This window comes from Pseudomonas costantinii (assembly GCF_001870435.1).
Lineage (GTDB): Bacteria > Pseudomonadota > Gammaproteobacteria > Pseudomonadales > Pseudomonadaceae > Aquipseudomonas > Aquipseudomonas costantinii.
On record NZ_MDDR01000034.1, the window covers coordinates 637,515 to 659,546 of the forward strand.

General features: G+C 58.2%; 15 protein-coding genes. 7 read left to right on the forward strand and 8 right to left on the reverse strand.

Annotated features, from left to right (window positions below):
• Positions 1-313 precede the first annotated feature (313 nt).
• The gene (locus tag BFL40_RS18410; RefSeq protein WP_071485312.1) at positions 314-514 is read left to right on the forward strand and encodes a DUF3077 domain-containing protein; all 201 of its coding nucleotides are present in this window, start codon (positions 314-316) and stop codon (positions 512-514) included.
• Positions 515-757: 243 nt separating this feature from the next.
• Here the strand turns inward: BFL40_RS18410 and BFL40_RS18415 are convergent, their stop codons facing one another.
• Positions 758-1,231, reverse strand: a complete 474-nt coding sequence (locus BFL40_RS18415; protein ID WP_071485357.1) for an Lrp/AsnC family transcriptional regulator — start codon at positions 1,229-1,231, stop codon at positions 758-760.
• 135 nt (positions 1,232-1,366) lie between these two features.
• Between BFL40_RS18415 and BFL40_RS18420 the strand changes: the two genes are divergently transcribed.
• The 3 genes from BFL40_RS18420 to pbpC all read left to right on the forward strand — a co-directional run bounded on the left by BFL40_RS18420 (position 1,367) and on the right by pbpC (position 10,175).
• Positions 1,367-1,996 carry a LysE family translocator gene (locus tag BFL40_RS18420; protein WP_071485313.1) on the forward strand — a complete coding sequence of 210 codons (630 nt, stop codon included), beginning with the start codon at positions 1,367-1,369 and terminating at the stop codon, positions 1,994-1,996.
• Positions 1,997-2,074: 78 nt separating this feature from the next.
• Positions 2,075-7,885 carry an alpha-2-macroglobulin gene (locus BFL40_RS18425; RefSeq protein WP_071485314.1) on the forward strand — a complete coding sequence of 1,937 codons (5,811 nt, stop codon included), beginning with the start codon at positions 2,075-2,077 and terminating at the stop codon, positions 7,883-7,885.
• On the forward strand, positions 7,866-10,175 hold the full coding sequence (pbpC, locus tag BFL40_RS18430) for a penicillin-binding protein 1C (RefSeq protein ID WP_071485315.1): 2,310 nt from the start codon (positions 7,866-7,868) through the stop codon (positions 10,173-10,175). Before BFL40_RS18425 ends, pbpC begins: the two co-directional genes overlap by 20 nt.
• Here pbpC and BFL40_RS18435 read toward each other — a convergent pair whose 3' ends face one another.
• The 5 genes from BFL40_RS18435 to BFL40_RS18450 form a co-directional block, all read right to left on the reverse strand.
• Positions 10,176-11,342, reverse strand: coding sequence for a hypothetical protein (locus BFL40_RS18435; protein WP_071485316.1), 1,167 nt, complete (start codon positions 11,340-11,342; stop codon positions 10,176-10,178).
• Positions 11,339-11,920, reverse strand: coding sequence for a LemA family protein (locus BFL40_RS18440; RefSeq protein ID WP_071485317.1), 582 nt, complete (start codon positions 11,918-11,920; stop codon positions 11,339-11,341). The genes BFL40_RS18435 and BFL40_RS18440 overlap by 4 nt, the downstream gene beginning before the upstream one ends.
• A 124-nt stretch (positions 11,921-12,044) precedes the next feature.
• Complete coding sequence (locus BFL40_RS18445; protein WP_071485318.1) at positions 12,045-12,410, reverse strand: avidin-fold protein; 366 nt, start codon at positions 12,408-12,410, stop codon at positions 12,045-12,047.
• Between the two features lie 287 nt (positions 12,411-12,697).
• The gene (locus tag BFL40_RS34460; RefSeq protein WP_369679256.1) at positions 12,698-12,838 is read right to left on the reverse strand and encodes a 4-fold beta flower protein; all 141 of its coding nucleotides are present in this window, start codon (positions 12,836-12,838) and stop codon (positions 12,698-12,700) included.
• 49 nt (positions 12,839-12,887) lie between these two features.
• Positions 12,888-13,295, reverse strand: a complete 408-nt coding sequence (locus tag BFL40_RS18450) for a hypothetical protein (RefSeq protein ID WP_071485319.1) — start codon at positions 13,293-13,295, stop codon at positions 12,888-12,890.
• Between the two features lie 356 nt (positions 13,296-13,651).
• Between BFL40_RS18450 and BFL40_RS18455 the strand changes: the two genes are divergently transcribed.
• From BFL40_RS18455 to BFL40_RS18465, 3 genes are all read left to right on the forward strand, one after another.
• Positions 13,652-14,278, forward strand: coding sequence for a response regulator (locus BFL40_RS18455; RefSeq protein WP_071485320.1), 627 nt, complete (start codon positions 13,652-13,654; stop codon positions 14,276-14,278).
• 10 nt (positions 14,279-14,288) lie between these two features.
• Positions 14,289-17,498, forward strand: coding sequence for an ATP-binding protein (locus BFL40_RS18460; RefSeq protein ID WP_235864702.1), 3,210 nt, complete (start codon positions 14,289-14,291; stop codon positions 17,496-17,498).
• Positions 17,499-17,630: 132 nt separating this feature from the next.
• On the forward strand, positions 17,631-18,527 hold the full coding sequence (locus tag BFL40_RS18465; RefSeq protein WP_071485321.1) for an EAL domain-containing protein: 897 nt from the start codon (positions 17,631-17,633) through the stop codon (positions 18,525-18,527).
• 52 nt (positions 18,528-18,579) lie between these two features.
• Here BFL40_RS18465 and BFL40_RS18470 read toward each other — a convergent pair whose 3' ends face one another.
• Positions 18,580-19,542, reverse strand: coding sequence for a fimbrial protein (locus BFL40_RS18470; protein ID WP_071485322.1), 963 nt, complete (start codon positions 19,540-19,542; stop codon positions 18,580-18,582).
• Positions 19,543-19,546: 4 nt separating this feature from the next.
• Entirely contained in the window at positions 19,547-21,982 is a 2,436-nt protein-coding gene (locus BFL40_RS18475; protein WP_139213511.1) for a fimbria/pilus outer membrane usher protein, read from the reverse strand.
• Between the last annotated feature and the right edge of the window lie 50 nt (positions 21,983-22,032).

Consider the following 22,032-nt stretch of genomic DNA (forward strand, 5'->3'; position numbering starts at 1 on the left):
CGTCCCTTTGTTTCGCAGGACATTTCCGAGAGAATCCCAGCCGCTTGTGCCCTGCCTTTTCGGTGGCTAGTCTGCGTTCGTCACTGCCAACTCAGTGACCGGGTTTAGCAGCTCGAACGTTCAACATTGGGCGCACAAGCGCCATCTCTAGCATGGCGTTTTTTTCTTCCAACGCTTTATGGTGGCTGTGCGCAGGGCACCTTCGGGTGCGCCGGGTTCCCAATGTTCCGGCCTGCTAACCTGCGTACAGCTGCCACCCATTGTTTAGCAGCGATGGCTGTCGGCTCCAATTACCTACATTGGAGTTACCGCAATGAGCAAAGTAAAACCTGATCCGCCCCACCACTTTTTCACCCCCCACCCCGACCTCAGTCTTGAAGACGCCCTGGCTTACGCCTCAGACCTGCTCCACTGCGCCGAAGGGTTAAGTGATTCGCCCAAAGCCGCCGGCTACTTGATGGAGATGGCCAAGGTCATGGTGGACCGTTCACTGGACTGCATGAGTCCGCAGTAACCCTGTGGGAGACTCTATGGTTTGAGGGAGGCCCCCAACCTGCTTTTGCCGATCGTTCCCACGCTCTGCGTGGGAATGCATCCTGTGACGCTCTGCGTCACTTGGCGCAGGACCTTAACTGCCCGGCGACTTCGGGACGCGGAGCGTCCAGGGCGGCATTCCCACGCAGAGCGTGGGAACGATCAACTACCGCTTTCGCGAGCAAGCCCGCTCCCACATGGGTTTTGCAGTGTTTTAAAGTCCTCAACCCGGCAAATGCCCCAGCGGCAACGCCCCTGGGGTTTTCACGGTCTGGATCGCGAAATTACTGCGGACATCCCTCACGCCCGGCAGCTTCAACAGACTGCCGGTGACAAACCGCTCATACCCGCGCAAATCCGGCACCACCACTTGCAACAGAAAGTCCGATTCCCCCGACACCAAAAATGCCGAGATCACCTCCGGCAGCGCCATCACGGCCTCGCGAAAGGCGTTGGCCTCGGTGTCGTTGTGCCGCTCCACCTTTACGCCCACAAACACCATCATCCCCAGGCCCACTTCATCGCGGTCGAGAGTGGCATGGTAGCCGCGAATCACCCCGGCTTCTTCGAGCAGGCGCACACGCCTCAGGCAAGGTGAAGCGGACAGGCCGATCTCATCGGCGAGCTGCACGTTGCTCAGGCGACCATCGCGTTGCAGGGCTTCAAGAATCTTGCGGTCAAAAGCATCGAGTTTCAGGTTTGGCATAAGTGAATGGCCGCAGTAGTGATTATTGGCAGACAGTGCCAAGACTAGACGCTTTTCTGGCTGACTACGCAAGCACCTGCCCCACCCTTCAACTCTAGAATTAGCCTACATTTGAGGAGGTGAAACATGGCGGAACTCTGGGTATTTCTGATGGCCCTTTCGGTGGTGTATCTGTTGCCGGGGCCGGACATGATCCTGCTGCTGCAAACCGGCGCCCGCCAGGGCAAAGCCTTGGCGCTGACCACGGCGATTGGCCTGGGGCTGGCCCGGGCGTGCCACGTGGCGCTGGCCGGTATGGGCTTGGCGACCTTGTTCAAGGTGGCACCATGGACGTTTGACGTGGTGCGCCTGGGTGGCGCGGCCTATCTGTTATGGCTGGGCGTGCAGTGCCTGCGCGCCAATATGCTGCCCGCCCTCGACTCGACCACGACTGCGACAACCGCCCATGCCTGGCGCGCGGCATTCCAGCGTGGCCTGCTCACAAACCTGCTCAACCCCAAGGCGCTGCTGTTCTGTTCGGTGCTGCTGCCACAGTTCATCAACCCGCAGGCCGGGCCGGTGGCGGCGCAGTTTGCACTGTTGGGCGCGGTGCTGGTAGCGTTCGGTTTTATGTTCGATTGCTGCTACGCCCTGGCCGGTGCGCGTATCGGCCACTGGCTGGCGCGCAATCGCTCGGCGCAGCGCGTGCAGCAGTGGTTGTTTGGCAGTCTTTTGATCGGTTTTGCGGTACGCCTCACCTTTGTGCAACACGCCTGAGCCGATCGGCGTATCACGGTCATCTTTTGTATCAAAGACGCGTGTAATATACGCCGCACTTAGCCAGGGATGCTCACCATGTTCGATTCGTTGAAAGCGATCAGCCGCCGTATTGTCGGTGCGTTATTGACTGTGGTGAGGGTCGTGTTCGGTCAATGGCAACCGCCGTTCTGGCTGCAGACTATCGGCCATGGCCTGGCAAACCTTGGCCGTAAGGCGCGCGCTTATCCGCGCCAGGCCGGTGCCGGGGTGTTGGGCCTGGTGCTGCTGGCCGCTGCGGGCTTCTACGGTTGGCAGTGGTATTCCCACCTGCCGCAGCCGCATACCGTCGGCTATTCGCTGCACAAACCGAACCTGACTGATTACACCCAACAAACACCGCTTGTGGATAACTTGCAGGTGCGTTTCGCCGAGTCCGTGGCCCCGCTGGCGGCGATTGGCAAACCGGTCACCGAAGGCATCAGCCTCAAACCTGGCGTGGCTGGCGCCTGGCGCTGGGTAGATGACCGCACACTGGTTTTCGTGCCGGAAAAAGACTGGCCCATCGACGCCCATTACACCCTCGACCTGGCGAAGAAAGACCTGCTGGCCGACGGCGTGCTGCTCAGCCAGTACAGCAGTCAGTTTTCCACCCAACCGTTCCGCGCCACCCTGGCGCAAAACGAGCTGTACCAGGACCCGTCCAACCCGACGCTGAAGCAACTGGTAGCGACCTTCCATTTTTCCCACCCGGTCGATGAGGAAAACCTACGCAAGCGCGTCTCGGTGACCCTCGGCAAAGGCCTCGCCTACCGTGACGCCCAGTTGCCCAACCGCCCGGAAATTACGTTTGACGATAAAAAACTCAACGCGTACGTACGTTCCGCCGCCCTGGCCACCCCGCTGGAAAGTACCCCGGTCAGCGCCAAGCTCGACGAAGGTATCAAGGCCCGCGACGGCGGCAACGCCAGCACTGCCCCGCTGATCTCGGAAGTTACCGTGCCCGGCCGTTATCGCCTGACCTTTACCGGCGCCGAAGTGAGTTTTGTCGACAATGAACGCGGCGAACCCGAGCCGGTGCTGATGTTCAGCAGTTCCAGCGCCGTAGCCGATGACACCATCGCAGGCAAGGTCCAGGCCTGGCTGCTACCGGAAAAAGCCAAGGACGACACGCGCCCCTATAACAGCAACGACATCGACGACGCCCTGCTGGCCCGCAGCACCAAGGTAACTCTGACCCACGTGCCCAGCGTCGAGCCGCTGAACACCCTGCACGCCTTCAAATTCAAGGCCCCCGCCGGTCGCGCCCTTTATGTTCGGGTACCGGCCAATCTGGAAGCCATCGGCGGCTATCTGGCGAAAAATCCTACTGCATCGCTGATCAGCATGCCGGCGTATCCGCGCACGTTGCAGTTCCTGTCTGACGGCGCGTTGCTCAGCCTGAATGGCGAAAAACGCCTGGGCTTCATGGCCCGTGGTGTGCCCGGCGCCCATGTGGAAATCGCCCGCCTGCTGCCCAACCAGTTGCAACACTTGGTGGACCAGAGCAGCGGCAGCTTCGCGCGGCCGAATTTCGGCAATGAATACTTCGACCGTATGGTTGAGCGCCAGTCCCTGGACATCCCGCTGTCGTCCGCCGACCCGGCAAAAACCGTCTACGACAACGTCGACCTCAGCCACTACCTCACCGCCAACGGCGGGCGGCGCGGCATTTTCGTCCTCAAGCTCAGCCCTCAGGATGACCCGGCCGAGCGCACGTTCGACTACTCGCGCAGCAGCACCAGCGACCTGCGTTTTATCGTGGTGACTGACCTCGGCATCATCGCCAAACGCTCCAGTGACGGCAGCCATGATGTGTACGTGCAGTCCATCGGCAACGGTTCGCCGGTGTCCGACGCGCAGGTCGACATCATTGGTCGTAACGGTTTGCCGGTCAGCAGCGGCCGCACCGATGCCGAAGGCCACGCGCATTTCGCCAAGCTGGATGAACTGCGCCGTGAGAAAACGCCGCTGATGTATGTGGTCACTCGCGGCAACGACCAATCGTTCCTGCCGATTGCCCGTCAGTCCCAGCAGTTGGACTTGTCGCGCTTTGATGTAGGCGGCTTGGAAGAAGACGGTGCGATCAATCGCCTCAGCGCTTATCTGTTCACCGACCGTGGCCTGTACCGGCCAGGCGAGACCGCGCACCTGGGCATGATCGTGCGCAGCGGCGATTGGAAAGGTGCCCTGCAAGGCCTGCCGGTGGAGCTGCAAATCACCGACCCACGGGGCCTGGAAGTGATTCGCCAACCGCTGAAGCTGTCCACCAGCGGTTTTGAAACTTTTGATTTCCCGAGCAGTGAAGTCGCCCCCGCCGGGGATTACACCGCGACATTGCAATTGATCGGCGAGAAACAGACCCGCACCGATCTGGGAAGCGTCAGCTTCAAGGTCCGCGACTTTGAGCCGGACCGCATGAAGGTCAGCCTGAGCCTGCACGACACACCCGTGTTGGGCTGGATTCCACCGGACCAAGTGGTGGCCAAAGTCACCGCGATGCATCTGTTCGGCGCTCCAGCGGCCGGCCGTCGCGTCACCGCCAAAATGTCCCTGAGCCCGACACTCGCGGCGTTCGACCGCTACCCCGATTACCGTTTCCGCCTCAACGACACTCTGGAAGAGGCGAGCACCGAAGACTTGGCCGAAACCACCGTCGACGACAACGGCCAGGCCGTGCTCGACCTCAACTTGCAACGCTTCGCCAACAGCACCTATCGCCTGCAAGTGATGACCCAAGTGTTCGAGGCCGAGGGCGGCCGTAACGTCGCAGCACAAAGTGCGCTGTTGGTGTCGTCCGCGCCCTACCTGGTGGGTGTGAAAAGTCAGGATTCGCTGTCGTACGTCGCCAAGGACGCCCCGCGCCAGGTGCAATGGCTGGCCGTCGCGCCGGACCTTACGCCGTTGGCGGTAGACGGCCTGACCAGTGAAGTGGTCGAGCACCGCTACGTGTCGGTGCTGGTGAAACAGTCCAACGGCACCTACAAGTACGAGTCGCGTATCAAGAACATCAGCCAGCCGGCCTCGCCGTTGGTGATGACTAAAGACGGCGCCCAGCAGGCCCTGAACACGGGTACACCGGGTGATTTCACCCTGCAACTCAAAGACGCCAACGGTAACTTGCTCAACCAGATCGACTACAGCGTGGCAGGCCGCGGAAACACCTCGCGCTCCCTGGAACGCAACGCCGAGCTGCAACTGCGCCTGGATAAACGCAGCTATGCCACCGGTGATGAGATTGCGATCAGCATCCGTGCGCCGTACACCGGCGCCGGCTTGATCACCATTGAGCGCGACAAGGTCTACACCCAGCAGTGGTTCAAGGCCGACAGCACCAACAGCGTGCAACATATCCGCGTGCCGGCGGGGCTTGAGGGCAATGCCTACGTCAACGTGCAGTTTGTGCGGGATATGGGTTCGGCTGAGGTGTATATGAGCCCGCTGTCCTACGGTGTGGTGCCGTTCAGCATCAACCTGGATGCGCGGCGCATGGCGCTGAAGGTTGAAGGCCCGGCGAAGATCGAGCCGGGGCAAACCCTGGACATCAAGGTCACTGCCGACCGCCCAGGCCGCGCGGTGGTCTATGCGGTGGACGAAGGTATCCTGCAAGTGGCGCGCTACCAGACGCCGGACCCGTTGGGCTTCTTCTTCCAGAAGCGTGCGTTGGAAGTCGGCACCAGTCAGATTCTTGATTTGATCCTGCCGGAATTCAGCCGCCTGCTCAGTGGGGCCGCACCCGGTGGCGATACGGAAGGTGCCCTGGCCAATCATCTCAACCCATTCAAACGTAAACACCAGCCGCCGGTGGCCTGGTGGTCTGGGCTGGTGGACCTGCCAGTCGGAGAGACGGTACTGCATTACCAAGTGCCCGACAGCTTCAACGGCAAGCTGCACCTGTTTGCGGTGGCGGTGGATGCCGACAGCGTGGGTGTGAGCGAGGCCAATACCGACGTGCGCGGGCCGATTGTGATCACGCCAAACGTACCGGCTTTTGTCGCGCCGGGGGATGTGTTCAACGTAAGTGCCGGGGTATTCAGCAACCTCGACGCAGCGGCGGACGTGAAATTTGAAGTGCAGACCAGCGACGGCCTGAATGTGCAGGGCGACAAAGGCAGCACCTTATCGCTGCAACCGCGCAAAGAAGGCACCGCCGAGTTCAAGATCAAGGTCGGCGAAACCCTCGGCTCGGCGGATCTGCGCTTTATCGCTGTGTTGCCGGATGGCAAGCGTATCCAGGTGGCGGAAACCACTTCGATCCGCCCACTGAGCGAACACCGCGTGGCCCTGAGCCTGGGGCGTTTCGACAGCGCCAGCAAAGAACTGAAACCCACGCGCGAACTGTTCAGCCAACTGCGTGACGTGCAGTTGGGCGTTGCGGCCTCGCCGCTGGTGTGGGCCAACGGCCTCAAACATTACTTGGATGACTACGGCTACGCCTGCACCGAGCAACTGGTGTCCAAGGCCATGCCTGCGTTGATCTGGGGCGGCAACGCGCCGCAAGCCGAACAAGCCTTCAGCAGTGCGGTGCGCATGCTGCGCCAACGTCAGAACCAGGCCGGTGGCTTCGGTTTGTGGGCGGCCAACCCTGATGTGGCGCCGTATGCCAGCCTGTACGCCACCGACTTCCTGATCGAAGCCAAGGAGCGCGGGCTGCCGGTGCCGGAAGACCTGCTGGTACGCTCCAACGCGTACCTGACAGACCTAGCCAACGGCCCGAGCGAAGGCCTGTCGGAATTGCGCAACCGTGCCTACGCCAGTTACCTGCTGAGCCGTCAGGGAATTCTGGTGAGCGGCGCCTTGAGCGATATCCGCGAGCGCTACGAGAGTTACTTCAAAGACACTTGGCAGAACGACATTGGTGCCGCTTATCTGGCCGCCAGCTACAAGCTGCTCAAGCAGGATCGCCAGGCCGATACGCTGTTCCGCAAGATTCCATGGCGTTCGCTTGTGGATAAGTGGGACAGCGACGGTCTGTATTACGACCCGTTGGTGCACGATGCCGAACACCTGCACCTGCTGGCCCGCCACTTCCCCGAGATGCTGGACGATGTGCCGGCGGCGCTACTGGATAAACTCGGCAAACGCCTGAATGAACAGCGCTACAACTCACTGTCGGCAGCGCTGTTACTGCGGGCCTTGGACAACTACGGCCAGCGTGCACAGAGCGACATGACCCTCAAGGCCACCGCCTGGTTGGGTGACAAGCAGCAACAATTGCTGGAGATGGCCGGTCAGCCACCGCGCGCCGCCGTGCCGGGCGCCACGCAGAAGCTGGTGATGGAGAAAACCGCCGGCCCGGCCGCGTTCTACATGCTCAGCGAAGCCGGTTTCGATAAGGGTGCCAAGCTCAAGCCGATCAACAATGGCCTGGAAATCATCCACGAGTACCTCGACCTCAAAGGTGAGCCGGTGAGCAAGGTGGCGGTGGGTGATGAGTTCCTGGTGCGCTTGCGCCTGCGGGCTACCGACCGTGACCAAGTGCAACAAGTGGCCGTGGTCGACCTACTGCCGGGGGGTGTCGAGCCTGTGTATAACTTGCCGCCAGAGCCGGAAGCTGCCAGCACTGACGAAGCTGAGGGCGACGATTCCGGCGACGTAGAGACCAGCGAAGACAGTGAAGAAGCTGACGCCTGGCAAGCGCCGATCGGCGAAACCGAGTTGAGCAACTGGCAGCCGGACTACGTCGATGTGCGTGATGATCGAGTGGTGTTGTATGGCACCGCACTGCGCGATGTGGGCACCTTCGTTTATCGCGTACGCGCCACCAACGCAGGAACGTTCAATACGCCACCGGCCTACGCCGAGGGTATGTACGAAACCACCCTGCAAGGGCGCGGCAAAGTAGGCCAGCTTGAAATTACCAAGCCTTAAACGCCTGACGCCGCTGCTGGCAGCGGCGGTACTCTTCGTAGGGGGGCTGGCGGGGTTGCGGCTGTGGCCCCACGCCCCGCTGGAACAGGCCGTGACCTCGTCACGGGTGGTATTGGCCGACGACGGCTCGCTGCTGCGTATGACGTTGGCGGATGACGGCCAGTACCGTATATGGCTACCGCTGGAGCGCATGTCGTCTTCGCTGGTCGAAGCGCTGCTGCTCAAGGAAGACCGCAACTTCTACTGGCATCCGGGGATCAATCCCCCGGCCTTGCTGCGCGCGGCCATGGCTACCTACAGCGGTGGCCAGCGTCAGGGTGGCTCGACCTTGAGCATGCAACTGGCGCGGCGACTGTGGGACCTGAACACCCGCCAAGTGCCGGGCAAGTTGCAGCAGATGGCCTTGGCGTTGTGGCTGGAAGCCCGTTACAGCAAGCACGACATCCTTGAGGCGTACCTGAACCTGGCGCCCATGGGCGGCAATATCGAAGGGGCCGAGGCGGCCAGTCGCATCTACTTTGGCAAGGCTGCGGCGCAGTTGTCGTTGTCCGAAGCCTTGGCGCTGGCGGTGATTCCGCAACAACCGGGGCGACGCGCACGCTTTGGCCCATCGCTGCAAAATGCGCGGCTACGCTTGATGGCCGACTGGCGCGAAACTTATCCACAAGACCCGCGTAACGACAGCCTGCTGGATTTGCCCCTCGAAGCGCGCAACCGCCAGCAGATCCCGTTTCTGGCGCCACACCTGAGCGAACAACTGCTGGCGTCCCAGACCGGTAACGAGTTGAACAGCACCCTCAACCTGCCACTGCAGCAATTGCTTGAACGCCTGATCACCGGCTTCATCGCCGAGCGGCGCAGCACCGGTGTGGAAAACGCCACGGCCATTCTGATCGACAGCCGCGACCAGAGCGTCAAGGCCTTGGTGGGCTCGGCGGACTACTTATCCACAGGCATACACGGCCAGGTCAACGGTGTGTTGTCGCGGCGCTCGCCGGGGTCGACGCTCAAGCCGTTTCTGTATGGGCTGGCGCTGGACCAAGGGGTGATCCACCCCATGAGCATCCTCAGGGATATGCCGAGTAATTTCGGCTACTTCCAACCGGAGAATTTCGACGGCAGTTTTATCGGGCCGCTGACGGCGCGGGATGCATTGATCCGTAGTCGCAATATTCCGGCGGTATGGCTAGCCAGCCAGGTGCATTCGCCTTCGCTGTACGGATTGCTGCAACGTGCCGGAATCAAAGGTCTGCGCGGTGAAAGCCACTACGGCCTGGCCTTGGCCCTCGGCGGCGGCGAGATGACACCCGAGGAACTGGCGCGCCTGTATGTGATGCTGGCGGGTGATGGGCATTTGCGGCCGTTGCGCTATTTACAGGAACAGCCACAAACCATCGGCGCGCCGCTGTTAACCCCGCAAGCCGCGTTTATGGTGCGCGACATGCTGCGCCACAACCCGCGGCCCGACGGTTTACCCGGCCGCCACTGGCGCACCGCCTGGAAAACCGGCACCTCCTGGGGTTTTCACGATGCCTGGAGCGCAGGCCTGGTTGGCCCTTACGTGCTGGTGGTATGGGTGGGTAACTTCGATGGCCGACCGAACCCGACGTTTATCGGCGCCAAGACCGCCGCGCCGTTGTTCTTCCGCATCGCCGACGCCCTGCCCCTGGCCTTGCCCAACGTGGTGATCAAGCCTGACAAGCCACCTGCCGGACTGGTGCGCATCGATGTCTGCGCTGCTTCCGGCGAGCTGCCCAACCGCTGGTGCCCGCAAACCCGCAAGACCTGGTACATCCCAGGCGTCTCACCGATTCGCGTGTCCAACCTGCACCGCCCGGTGCTGATCGACACGCGCACCGGCAAAGCCGCGTGCCCGCCGTTCGATGCGCAATACACCCGCGAAGAAGTCTTCGAGTTCTGGCCCAGCGACGTGCAGCGCCTTTATCGTGCAGCCGGTTTGCCCCGGCGCACGCCGCCCAATGTGATGAAAAATTGCCAACCCAACCGCATCAGCGACCAGAGCGAAGCGCCGCAGATACGCTCGCCGCTGACCCGGGTGAGCTATCAGTTGCGCCTGTCCCAACCTCAGGAAAGTATTCCACTCAACGCCAACGCGGCCAGCGATGCGGCGACGCTGTATTGGTTTGCCAACCAAACCCTGATCGGCCAAGGCCCGCCGCAAACCACCCTGAATTGGCGGCCAGGCAAGTCGGGGGAGTACCGGCTACGGGTCAGCGATGATCAGGGGCGCAGCGCCAGTCGTGGGTTGAAAGTGGAGTTTGTGCCCTGATCAGGCGTCTGCGTCGCTGGAACGGTCTTTACTCACGCGCTTAGCAAAATGGCTGTAGGCAGCGCCCATTTTTCGTTGCTCAAACAGCGAGAACACCAGGGTGCCCAGCAGGATCAGCATCCACACCAAAAACTGCTTCAAGGCATCCACATGGGCGACAAACAACAGCAGCGTCACCACGCCGCCGATGACCATGCCCAACCCCATCCACGCGCCGAGGACGCGGCCTACGGCCAGGCGCATGCCTTTGGGCAGGAGCAATCGGGTCCATATCAACACCACGAAGATCGTCAGCATGAAGCCGAACGCCGCCATGAAGGGAATCGGAAAACCGCCCTCCCGGTACAGCCAGGCCAGTAGCTGATACACCGGGCCCAGTGGCTCCATCTGTTGATAAGTCTCGGGGCCCGGCAAATGCAGTTGGGCAAAATGCGCCGGGGTCATTGCCATCACGCCAACCCCCAGCATCGCCACCACAGCGCCATAAAAACCGCCGGCGCGCCACAGCGGCGCCAGCACACGGCGGTTTTCCACATCCTCGGTCAGCGCCAGGCCGAACACCGCCTTGGGCTGTTTGCCCATGGCGATCACGGTCTGGCCATTACGCTCGCAGGCGTCGCCGATCAGCATCACGTCCATGTCCTGGGTTAACAGCAGCTCACCCTGGCGGCGGGAGTTGCTGATCGATTGATGATCGACAGGGGTTTTATTGCCGAACAGGTCGATGCCCTCAGCGATCACGCTGATTTCACCTGTGGCATCCTGCAGCCGAAAGTCATTGCTGCGCGCTTCGCTCGACACTCGGCTCCAACTCCAGCTCCCGTCCTTGTCTTCCTTGCCGTCCTCGACGATCCAGACATATCCCACACACGGCTTGCCATTGACCGGCGACAACATCGTCTTGTCGGCCATCACCTTACCGCGCACTTCCACCAGGCCCATCGCCAGCGAACGTATCTGGCTGGTGGCCAGCCGTTGTTCGGTCTTGTAAAAGTTGGGGCCTAAGTTGGTCAGCAGGGCAACCAGAATGAACATCGGGAAAAACAGCGCGATCAGGATGTTCGGGGCGTAAAACAACAAGCCGAGAAATCCGGCGAGAGACACCAGCCCCAGCGCCGTTTTCCACTTTGGCTTTTTTTCCACAACGCCTGGCTGGGTGGTTTTCATGCGCCCGGCACCTCAAGCTTTACGCCTTCGTAGCGGGTTTCGTCGGCGCTGATGGCCAACAGCGGAATGCGCTGGTAACTGAGCATCCGCGCAAAGAACAGGTCGGGGAAAACCGCGATGGCGATGTTGTAGAGGTTCACCGACTCATTGAAGAACTCGCGGCGGTCGGCGATGCGCTCTTCCACGGCCGAGATCGCTTGCTGCAAGGCGACCATGTTCGGCCCGGAGATCAACGTGGGGTAACTCTCCGCCACCGCAATCACCGACTTGAGCGCCGTATTGAGCTGGTTGGAGGCCTCGACTTTGTCGTTGAGGCTGCTGGCGTTCAGGTATTGAGTACGCGCGTCGCTAAGGCGAGTGAACAGTGCGTTCTCATGGTTCATGGCGGTCTGCACCACGCGCATCAAGTCCGGAATCTGGTCGGCCCGTTGCTTGAGCAGCACATCGATGTTGGCAAAGGCTTTATCCACATCGTTACGCCGCATCACCAAGCCGTTGTAAACCCCCACCATCCAGCCGACCAGGCCCACAACGATGATCAGCACGACGATGCCGGCGATAAGCAGTTCGATATTCATGGTAAAGGCGTCCCTGGCTGAGTTATCCACAGGGAGGCATTCTAGGGGGAAAGCAGGGATGGGCGCCCCACAGAAACGACAAGAGGCGGTTTATTGAATGTCATCTAATCAGACATTTTGACCACTATGCGGCGAGTTCAACGTAGCTGGACTCCCCACCGCCGCTCGCACCCGACAACCAACCCCATACGAAGGTCAGTGTGGTGCGCCCGGCGTGATCAACCCCTACCGTGCCGCGAGACCAGCCGGCAAGCAGCTCACCGTCGGTAGTCAGGCACTGATAAAGCAGCTCGATGGTGTTGGCGCCAGTCACGCGCCCGACCTGCTGCCCCAAGTGAATCCGACCGCCTTGATACGTGCCCGAAATAGCATCGCCCTCGACGTGGTAATGAAATACCGTGCCGGTTCCGGAGAGCCCTTGGGTGTTATTCGCTACCGTAAATCGGCGATTGTTCAAACGCTCGCTGATCTGGGAAAAGGGGGTTTGCATGGATGCCGCTTCCTTTCGTCGAACTGCTCCATTTCGGCAAAAGCCTGGAGACCGAGTGGTGGTGCCGAACAAAATATTGTGACACCAGCAGCCTAACAAAAGCTGGCGCTAGACTGCTTTTCCGAATGAGCCACTGGGTGAACATTCTGACACCTTGCAGCTCTATCCTCTAAAGCAACCCAGAATTTCAACAATACATTTTGACACCATGGTGAGAAATTTCTTCCTCCCAAAAAGCGTAAGCCTAACGCCCCCCTAACCGGAGGCCGTTAGGCTGGGGCCTTTTCTCACAAGAAAAACTGTTGCCCGGAAAGCTGCGACCAATTATTGCTGAGCATCGGTCGCAGAGGTGCGAGTCGCCGTAGGTGTTTAAGAGGCTTTAACCGCTTGAGGCCTTTGAGCGGCTTCAATCGGCGAACAGGTCTCATAGGGCCACCTGTACCCAATCAGCAACAAGGCAATATGCCATGCAGTTTTTTAAAGGTGGTGTGGATTGATCAAATGCGATTGCCCCCCAATCAACTCTTGAAGCTCCGGCGGGCGAAGGGGCGTTTGCAGCACTCCCCTGAGCGGAATTTCATGGGTTCTCGCCCACAGGATCAAGCCTTGGCGCTGACGGGAATTCACGTCAGCAACCGCAATGATTGAGAATATGGCGCAGTATCTGGCAATCTCCTGCAGAGGGCGCGCGTCTATGCCCAGCTCAAACGCATCGAAGACCAGATATTCGAAACGCTTTCCAGCCTCCAGCAAATCGACGACCTCCCTGACGTAGTTGCACAAGCTGAGTGAGTAGTATCCCAGTTTATTGAGGGTGCTCGCATACCCGAACAGCGAACTGGAGTTTTTACTAAGTACAACAATCCTTCCCCTCTCCTTGTGCACTGTCAGCTCCTTGAAAAAAGACAGGAACGTATCGCCCGGAGATTGGCTTTTCTACGAGATTAGTCTTGTTGTTCACTGGACTTTTCCTGATGCTTTCGAGAACTCGCTGACATCTGCCCAAACTGGAAATTTCTTGCTGAAAAGCAGGAATATTCATGCCAGCGACCAGCTTAAAGCTTGGTGCCTACTAAGGTTTTTACCTGCAATAATGACTGCCGTAACAACAGGAAATACGCTGTAGATGCCCTATAATTTCAACCTGCTCAGCCGCATTGGCTGAGAGTCGTGTTAGTCGAAGGCGCATTTTTGGCTCCGGTCTCCCTTCAATTTCATTAGTGCCAAGTGACCCAAGACCTATGAGTAAAAAAGTACTGATCGTCGATGATCATCCGTTGATCTGCCAGGCCATCCGTCATGCCGTTGAATCGATTGGATTCGAGGCGGTGGGCGAGACGTCCGATGGCGTCAATGCTCTGCAAATGATCGAGTCCCTGAAGCCGAACATGGTGATTCTCGACATCGGCCTTGAAAAAATGGACGGGTTGACTGTGTTGAAGCGAATCTCCCGGGAAAAGCTCGATACCCGAGTGCTCGTCTACACCTCTCAGATGAAAGAAACCTTCGCTGCACGCTGTCTTCAAGCCGGGGCCAGTGGATTTGTCAGTAAGAGCGAACCCATTACACAACTAATCAAAGCCATTGAAACCATCGCCGACGGTTACATGCTCTTTCCAAGGAACGCCATGCCGCTGTTCGCAGGAATCGTTTCACCTGGCCCATCGGGTGATTTAGAAAACCTGACGGATCGTGAAATGCAAGTGCTCAAGCTGTTGGCCGAAGGGTTATCCAACCGAGATATCGCAACGAAGCTCAACCTCAGCAGCAAGACGGTCAGTGGCCATAAGGTCAATCTTCTGATGAAGCTAAGCGTTGCCTCCGTGGTCGATCTGGCCAACATCGCCAAGCAGCACAACCTCATCTGACGATGATTTCGTGAAGAAAATATTTCCCCAACTCAACGCCCTCCTCTTACTGCTGGTAATCGGGTGCTGTACGCAGGCCACTGCCGAGACGGGCGATCTGCAGCCCACTGCGCGACAACCGATCAATAACGTAAAAATCCAGCTCCGCGCAAAAGAGCGGGCCTGGCTCGAACACAAGCAAACGCTGATCGTTGGCGTAACTCAAGATCCCCTGCCGCCATACCGTATCTTCACTGAACAAAAGAGCTTCGAAGGGCTCTCGGCGGACTATCTGGTAGCAATGCAGCGCGAGCTGGGAATTGCGGTCAAAGTGCGGCCGTACGACTCGGATAAGGCCGTCTATGAAGCCCTTCGTCAGGGACACGTCGATATGGTGGCCAGCGCCACGGCTCAGGAGACCAAGGATTTCGGCGGGCAACTGACCCCACCCTATGCTGTTACAGAACTAGCCCTATTCGCTGAAGGTGGCGACCTTCACGAGTACAGCATCCATGATCCTAACTTGCGGATCGCCGTCGCCAACAGCACTGCCCTCGCGCTGTATAAGAGTCACGGCGGCCAAGGCATCTTTACCTTGTACGCTTCGCCGCTAGCGGCTATGGCCTCAGTGTTGACCGGCGCTAACGACGTCTACCTCGGCGACACACTCTCCACCTACTACCTATCTAGCCAGCTATTCAGCAACCAATTGGAGGTCAACCAGAGCGCGCGGCTACCAGAGGTCAAAGTCGGATTCGCCGTTGCCGCAAACAACCGATTGCTTGCCGGTCTCTTCGAACGCGGATTGGGCGGAATCAGCCATTGCCAAATGGCTAGCGCTCAGTACCTCTGGGGCGATTTCGAGGGCTGTGATGAAAGTGGCTTTCGCAAACGCCTCACCGACACAGAGCGCACCTGGCTAGATAACACTGGCATGGTGAAACTGGCGATCAGCGAGGACCTGGCTCCATACGCTTTTTTCAACAGCCATGGCCATTTGAATGGGATTGCCTCGGATCTGCTGGACATCATTCGCCGCAAGTCCGACATTCGCTTCAAGATCATCCGCGTCAGCTCGTTGGCCGAGGTTGATAGCCTATTGGCCAAGGGCGAAGCAGATCTTGGCATTCTGACAGAGGTCAGCCACGGCCCATTGCCCTATCTGCGCACTCGGTCCTTGGCCACTGCGCCCTATCTTTTTGTCATGCGTAATGACAATCAAACACTTCTTGATGAAGAAAGCACCGCGACAGTCGCTGTTGCGAAAGGCTACCTGTTATCTCCGCTCATCGCCCGGCAATATCCCCATGTGAGTATCGAGGAAACCGACACCATGGGAGAGGCCTTCAAATTCGTCCGTGAAGGTACTGCGGAGTTCGTTCTGGCGCCCGCCAACGTCGCTCGGTACTACCTGTCCTACAAATATGAGACGAGCCTGAAGGTCGGCGGCATCGTCAATATCCCGAGTGCGAATGTCGTGTTCGCCGCCCCCGAAAATCACACTCAACTGATCTCGATATTCGACAAGGCCATGGCTGAAATCCCGCCTCGGGACTTTTTGCAGATCATCGGACGCTGGCGCGCAAACTCTGCCACCGATGAAAAGTACTGGGAGGGCATAGCATCTTACATCTGGCGTTCCTTTGAGTTATTGGGTGCGCTGCTACTGGTGGCCGGGCTGCTGATCATGATTCAGCGCCGCCGCATCCAGAGTAAGCGGCGTGACCTGGAGCAAAGACAACTGTTACTCGACGAATTGCAGGAGGCCAAAGAGTCTGCCGAAAAGGCCAGCCGTAGCAAATCGGTGTTCTTAGCCACCATGAGTCACGAAATCCGTACTCCACTCAATGCCATCATCGGCATGCTGGAGCTGGTGCTCACGCGCAAGAACAAAGCCGAGCTTAATACTCAGTCCGTGCATATCGCTTATTACTCGGCGACCAATTTGTTGGCCTTGATCGGCGACATCCTGGATATCTCGCGCATCGAATCCGAGAAGCTGACCTTGGTGCCGGAACCTGCCCGGATCAAGGAGTTGCTGGAGTCGACAAGTAACGTTTTCTCGGGTCTCGCTCGACAGAAACAACTGTACTTACGCATGGAGATTGATCCGTTGGCTGCCGAACAGGTATGGGTTGATGGCCTGAAGTTCAAGCAGATCCTCTCCAATCTCTTGAGTAACGCGATAAAGTTTACCGAACAAGGTGGTATCAATATTCATTGCAAGGTAAGTCCTGCGAGCGAGACAGCCCTGCATTTTCACATCGGCGTCAGCGATACCGGTGCGGGTATTCCGGCTGCGCAGATTGATCAGATATTCAAACCGTTCTTTGTCACGCACAACGCGGTCAGCGATCCCAATGCCGGCGCGGGCCTGGGCTTGGCGATCTGTCAGGCCCTGAGCGAGTTGATGGGTGGCCATCTGGAAGTGGAAAGCGAATCAGAGGTCGGCACATGCATGACATTTAGCGTTGTCCTTGAACGCGTCAGCGCTGAGAGCCGCGTAGATAAAGCCGCCCCGGCATCGCTTGCAAATCAGGTCGCCGATGCGCCGTTGACCGTATTGATCGTCGAAGACCACTTGCCGAGTCAGTACCTGTTGTATCAGCAGATTGCCTATCTAGGTCATCACCCCATTACGGCCAGCAATGGGCTAGAGGGCCTGGCGATGTGGCAAGAGCACGAGGTCGACATTGTGCTCACCGATTGCAACATGCCGGAAATGAGCGGCCACGAGATGACAAAAAGTATTCGCCGTCTGGAGCAATCCAGAGGCGTTCGGCCTTGCCTCATCATCGGGCTGACCGCGGATGCCCAGCGCGAAGTGCTTGAGCGTGGATTGGCCTCAGGCCTGGATCATTCGCTGGCCAAACCAATCACCTTGGTCGACCTCAATCGTTGGATCCCCAAGCGCGACACAGACAACCAACAAGCCAAAATTGCGCCGACGCCAATGAGCAACATCCGCGCCGCCATGGCCGAGCAAATGATCGCGAGCAATGATGTTGAGCGTGCCGCCTTGCAACAGGCATTGGCGAAAGACGACCTGCCGGAAGTAAAACGCATCGCACACAAGCTCAAAGGTACGGCGTACCTACTCAATCACTCAGCACTACTTGACCAATGTGTCGAGATCGAAGACTTGTGCGCCGAAGGCGTGATGTCCGTTGGCGTACTCGAAGCATTGAGCACCTTGATTCAGTCACTGGAAAGCATCAACCAGTCACTGAGACCGGAGTGACCGGTTAAGCCAAAGGCAAGAAATGTCTGGGTGTAATTTCAGAGGAAACTCGGACGGACCGAAGATGCGTCCTTCGTGGTGTCAAGGTGGGTTCACATAAGCTTTGGGGAACTTCGAACTTAGGCTTCAGCCATGCCAAACAGCCCTTTGCACTCGCTCGTGTCGAGCCACCATACCCTGAGAAAACAAGCTTCACCTCGGCCTCTGGATCGCTTGATTGGACTGACAAAGCGATCCCGACTGCCCATTGCCGATGATGTGCAACTGGGTCTGCGACGCCGAGAGTTTCGCGCGTACTTGCAACCAAAATTCGATTTGCGCACTGGCCAGGTCAGTGCGGTAGAAGTTTTGGCACGTTGGCGACATCCGTTGCGCGGAGTTCTTGGCCCGGCAAACTTCATCCCGCTGATGGAGCACGAACAGTGGCTCGACGCACTGCTGTTCGAATTGATGGAGCAGAGTCTAGCGTATCAACTCCAGCTTCATCGCCAAGGCCTTCTTCTGGGCCTGGCATTCAACCTCTCCCCTGATCAGTTGATGAGCGGCACACTTATCGAACGCCTGGAGGTACGATTGCGCCAGCATCCCTTGCCGCTGTCGACACTGACCTTCGAGATCACGGAGAACGGTCCCGATACTGTTTCTGGCGCCAGCATCCAACAACTCAAGCGCCTGGGTGGGTTGGGTGCGCGCCTGTCGATCGACGACTTCGGTACTGGCTATTCGTCTCTCCTGCGTCTGTGCCAAGTGCCCATCAGTGAAATCAAACTGGCCGGGGAGTTCACCCGGTCTCTTGAGCATTCCGGTCGTTACCGTGCAGTCATCCGCAATACACTGGCTTTGGCCAATGAGTTGGGTGTGCAGTTGGTGGTAGAAGGCATTGAAACCGAGGCGCAGCGCGATCGATTGCTTGAGATGGGAGTTCAGATAGGACAAGGTTTTTTGCGCGCCCGACCGATGTCGATCGATACTTTTGAAAGCTGGATACACGACCCCTACCTGGACTTGTGCCTATGTCCAGCACGTTGAAATAAAAAGGGGGAGTTGGCAAAGCCGCTCCCCCTTATTTATGAACGCTGTTTCAGTTGTATTCAAGAATGTAGTTCAACGTGGCGTTAGCCCTGCCCGGCACGACTTTCTGCGAAGCCTTCTTCGCATACTCGGCAATGACTGGCAGACGATAGACCTCCCCCTTCGGCTCACTGCGCGTCCAGGTCATATCCAAAGCACTGCCTTGGGAAAAAGGCAACTTCACACTTCGATCGTTCAGCAGCGAAATCTCAACTCCTTGAGCACCACCGGGTTCGAGATTCAACCGTCCCGGCCCATCTGAGTCGCCCTCAAAATAGACTTTTACTGGGATTTTAGAACCGGCCGCCGCCCCCGAACACAACACATCCAGATTAAAGGGCTTCTGCCGCGCAGTGTCTGCGCCGGCCAGCGAAACACGCCCCAAGGCGACATTGAGTTTTTCAACACCAGTGCAACCGCTGAAATAAGCTTGGCTCTGGACTTTCGCGTCAACCTTGATCCTTATTTGCTTTGCGTTCCAGCCACTAAAGATTTGCTCGCTAGTCACATTCATCTTTACTTCACCAGAGGCAATTTCCCGAGAGGTGCGGATAAAATCCGCTCGCAGAGTCCTAGGTGTTGACCATCGAGAAGAAGTATTGTTGCTTACATAGCTGGACGGCAGTATGACCCCGTTGTCGGCGTGTACAAATCTGATACCTACACCATCAACGCCAGTTTTGTATACTTGACCACCTACTACCGCCTGCTCCGCTCCTTCTAACGTATATTCGTGCCTATACTCGGTTCCACTACAACTGAATATGTCAGATCCACTCGCAATGGCAGGTGACGAGGCAATTACCGAGCCGATTGGGCCGGTACTCAAGTTAAACGTTCCTGGTATGGTTACGTCGATGAACCGCTTTTCTCTGCCATTACCGACCCATGAGCAGGTACCTATATCCCCGTAGGCCACGTTGGAACCCAAGGCCGCGTAAATCGCCACCAAGGAAAAAATCTTCAATTTCATATCATTACTCCGCAGCCAGTTGAACGCCACAGGCTGCCTTCACCTGGTCATACACCAGAGAAACATCACGCTCAGGCAATTTGTAAGGAACCGTGCAAGAACGATTGGACCAGTTCAGGGTCAGTTGACCGTGATCCTTGATGCCAAACACCAGTGCACGGGATTGGTTATCCACCACCGCCAGCAATGTGTTGTCCTCATCAAACAGTTGAGCGCCAAAGGGCAGTTTCTTGCCATTGGCTTGCAACAGTTCGAATTGCACACGACGCCCGCTTGAAGCCTCAAAGCGAGCCTTGACCACCGAGCCGCGACGCGGAACCACCCGTTGCGAGGTCTCGGTAACGTCCACATCACTGCCCAGTGTTTGGGTATCGAGATTCAACCAGTTGTAGCGGTACGGCTGTACATAACCCTCAACCGTATAACCCGCGGTATCGGTGCGGGCCGTGGAACCTTCGACCGCTGCACCTTTCACGCCTGGAATCTGGATAAGTGCGAATGTCTCGCCTACCGGCTGGCCAAATGTAATGCCGTCGCTGTGGGCGATCACCGAGCCGGAAGCAGTCATGTCCATATGGCGCGAAGAACCGGACTCTGAAATATTCGCCGCGACTTTGGATGAGGGGGCATCCCAGCCCAAACCAACGCCGCCGGAACGCTCGCTACCTTCCAGACCAGCCTGAGCCGAATACGACAACGTGCTGGCCTCATCCAGGTAGCCGGCCACTCCGGCCTGCAAGCTATCCTGCCCTTTCCCTGCCGTAGTCACACTGCTGTAGAATCGCTGCGACAACTTGCTCGGGCCAAACGGCACACTTACCGAAAACGCTAACTGGTTATCCGAATCGCGCGAGTTGCCTGCACTTTGAGTGTGCGAGGCCGACACGCTATAGCTGACATCACCCACGCTGCCGCTGTAGCCAAACTGCACCCGTCGGGTGTTGCCTGTGCGATCCCAGTAGTTGGTCTCACCGCCACTGAGAAATAGCGAGCCGTACCCCACATTCTGGTTGATGCTCAGATCGAGACGATTTTTCGGCCGCCCCCTGTTGGTGTGGTCGTTCTCCCGATCCAACTCATCGACGTGTTCGCTCAGGGTTCGGTACCCTGAAGTGGAATAGCGGTAGCCCGCCATGGTGAAGGTAGTGTCAGTCTTGCTCAGGGTCTTCGAGTACAAAAAACGCACACTCTGCCCCGTGGTCACCTCACCTTTATCTGGACGCGAGTGGCTGTTGGTCACATCCACCGACATCCCGCCCATCGGTGAGTTGATGCCCACACCCAAGTTCAGTGCCTTGTAACCCTCAGTGCCGAGTACGCCGCCGTAGGTGGTGAGATTGTCGGTCGCGCCATACACCGCTGTTGCCTGTAACAGCTTGGGCGAGACGGAACGTTCGTTATCGTATTTGCCCAACGACAGGTGGTACTGGAAGTTGCCCCGACGGGTCATCACTGGCAGATAGGAATACGCCTGACTGTATTTACGCTCGCGGCCGTCCGATTCGATGATGGTGATCTGGAGGTCACCATTGGAACCACCGGGATAAATGTCGCGAATCTCGAAAGCGCCCGGCGACACCGAGGTCGAGTAAATCACATAGCCGTTCTGACGGACCTCGACCGTCGCATGGGTCTCGGCGATACCGCGTACCACCGGCGCGTAACCCGCCTCATCGTCAGGGAGCATGCCGATGTCTGAACCCAGTTGAAACCCACGAATTCGGGTGCTGTCGAAAATATCACCATTGCTATAAAGCTGACCTAACGCAAAACGCCCCTTGAGGCTGGTGACGTCATGCTCCAGGAAGGTGCGATTGCTCGAAAAAGTACGTGTCAGCCCGGTGCCCTGGCTGATCGACGATTCGTTGCGCAGACGCCACTGCCCGATGTTCACACCGTTGCGCAGGCCCAGGTAGCCGTAGTCGCTGCTAGAACCGCCGCCGGTGTTGCGGTTGTAGTTCAGTTGATAATTGCTGAAGAGCGCATTGATGCCGTCGTCCCACAACGATGGATCAACATAGCCACGGGCGCGGCGCTTGATGTAGGCCTGAGGGATGCTGATGAATAGCGCCAGCTTGGCCACATCGAACTCCACCGACGCACCCTCGATACGCAGCAACATGACAGGGTCACTGTCAGTGCTATCCACCGAGATGATTCCTTCTTGCTGCAACCGCTCCACGTCAACGCCGAGTTGGCGCAACAGACCGAGCGTCAGGATTGGTTGTGCATCGGCATTTTCTGCGTCCTCGTCGGCATGAAATGTAATCTCCTGACGCCGCTCGAGTTGCTGATTCAAGTACAGATCAACACTATAAGTACCCGGAACGACACCGCCAGACTGCTCGAAATAGCGCAGATCCACCTCGGCGCCCTTGTCCTTGAGAAACATCGGGTTGAACTGCGCGGCGACCACAGACGTGGAACTCACCAAACCCATGGCCACGAGGCAGGAAAGACTTGCACTTGAACCCAACCTGGATATTTTTT